Source organism: Pedobacter sp. PF22-3 (assembly GCF_026239555.1).
GTDB lineage: Bacteria > Bacteroidota > Bacteroidia > Sphingobacteriales > Sphingobacteriaceae > Pedobacter.
Window position 1 is genome coordinate 1 of record NZ_JAPIVP010000060.1, and the last position, 330, is coordinate 330.

Below are 330 nucleotides of genomic sequence, written 5' to 3' on the forward strand. Positions count from 1 at the left end.
TCCGGTAATGGTCACGCTAGTGCCTCCACCGGTCGGGCCGCTGGTTGGGCTCAAAGCCGTAACCGTTGGTGCGGCGACATAGGTAAACTGGTCGCTGGCACTGGTCGCACTGGTGCCTCCTGTTGTAGTGATGCGGACATCAACGGTGCCTGTTCCTGCCGGTGCGGTAGCCGTGATCTGTGTTGCAGAGTTAACGGTGAAGCCTGTAGCAGCCGTAGCACCAAAGGTCACCGCGGTAGTCCCGCTGAAGTTGGTGCCGGTAATGGTCACACTAGTGCCTCCGCTGGTAGGGCCACTGGTTGGGCTCAAAGCCGTAACCGTTGGTGCGGC

1 protein-coding gene is annotated in these 330 nt (G+C 60.6%); it reads right to left on the reverse strand.

Annotated elements, in window-relative coordinates:
- The coding region (locus tag OQX63_RS23320) for an IPT/TIG domain-containing protein (protein ID WP_265853179.1) at window positions 1–330 on the reverse strand (330 nt) is incomplete at both ends.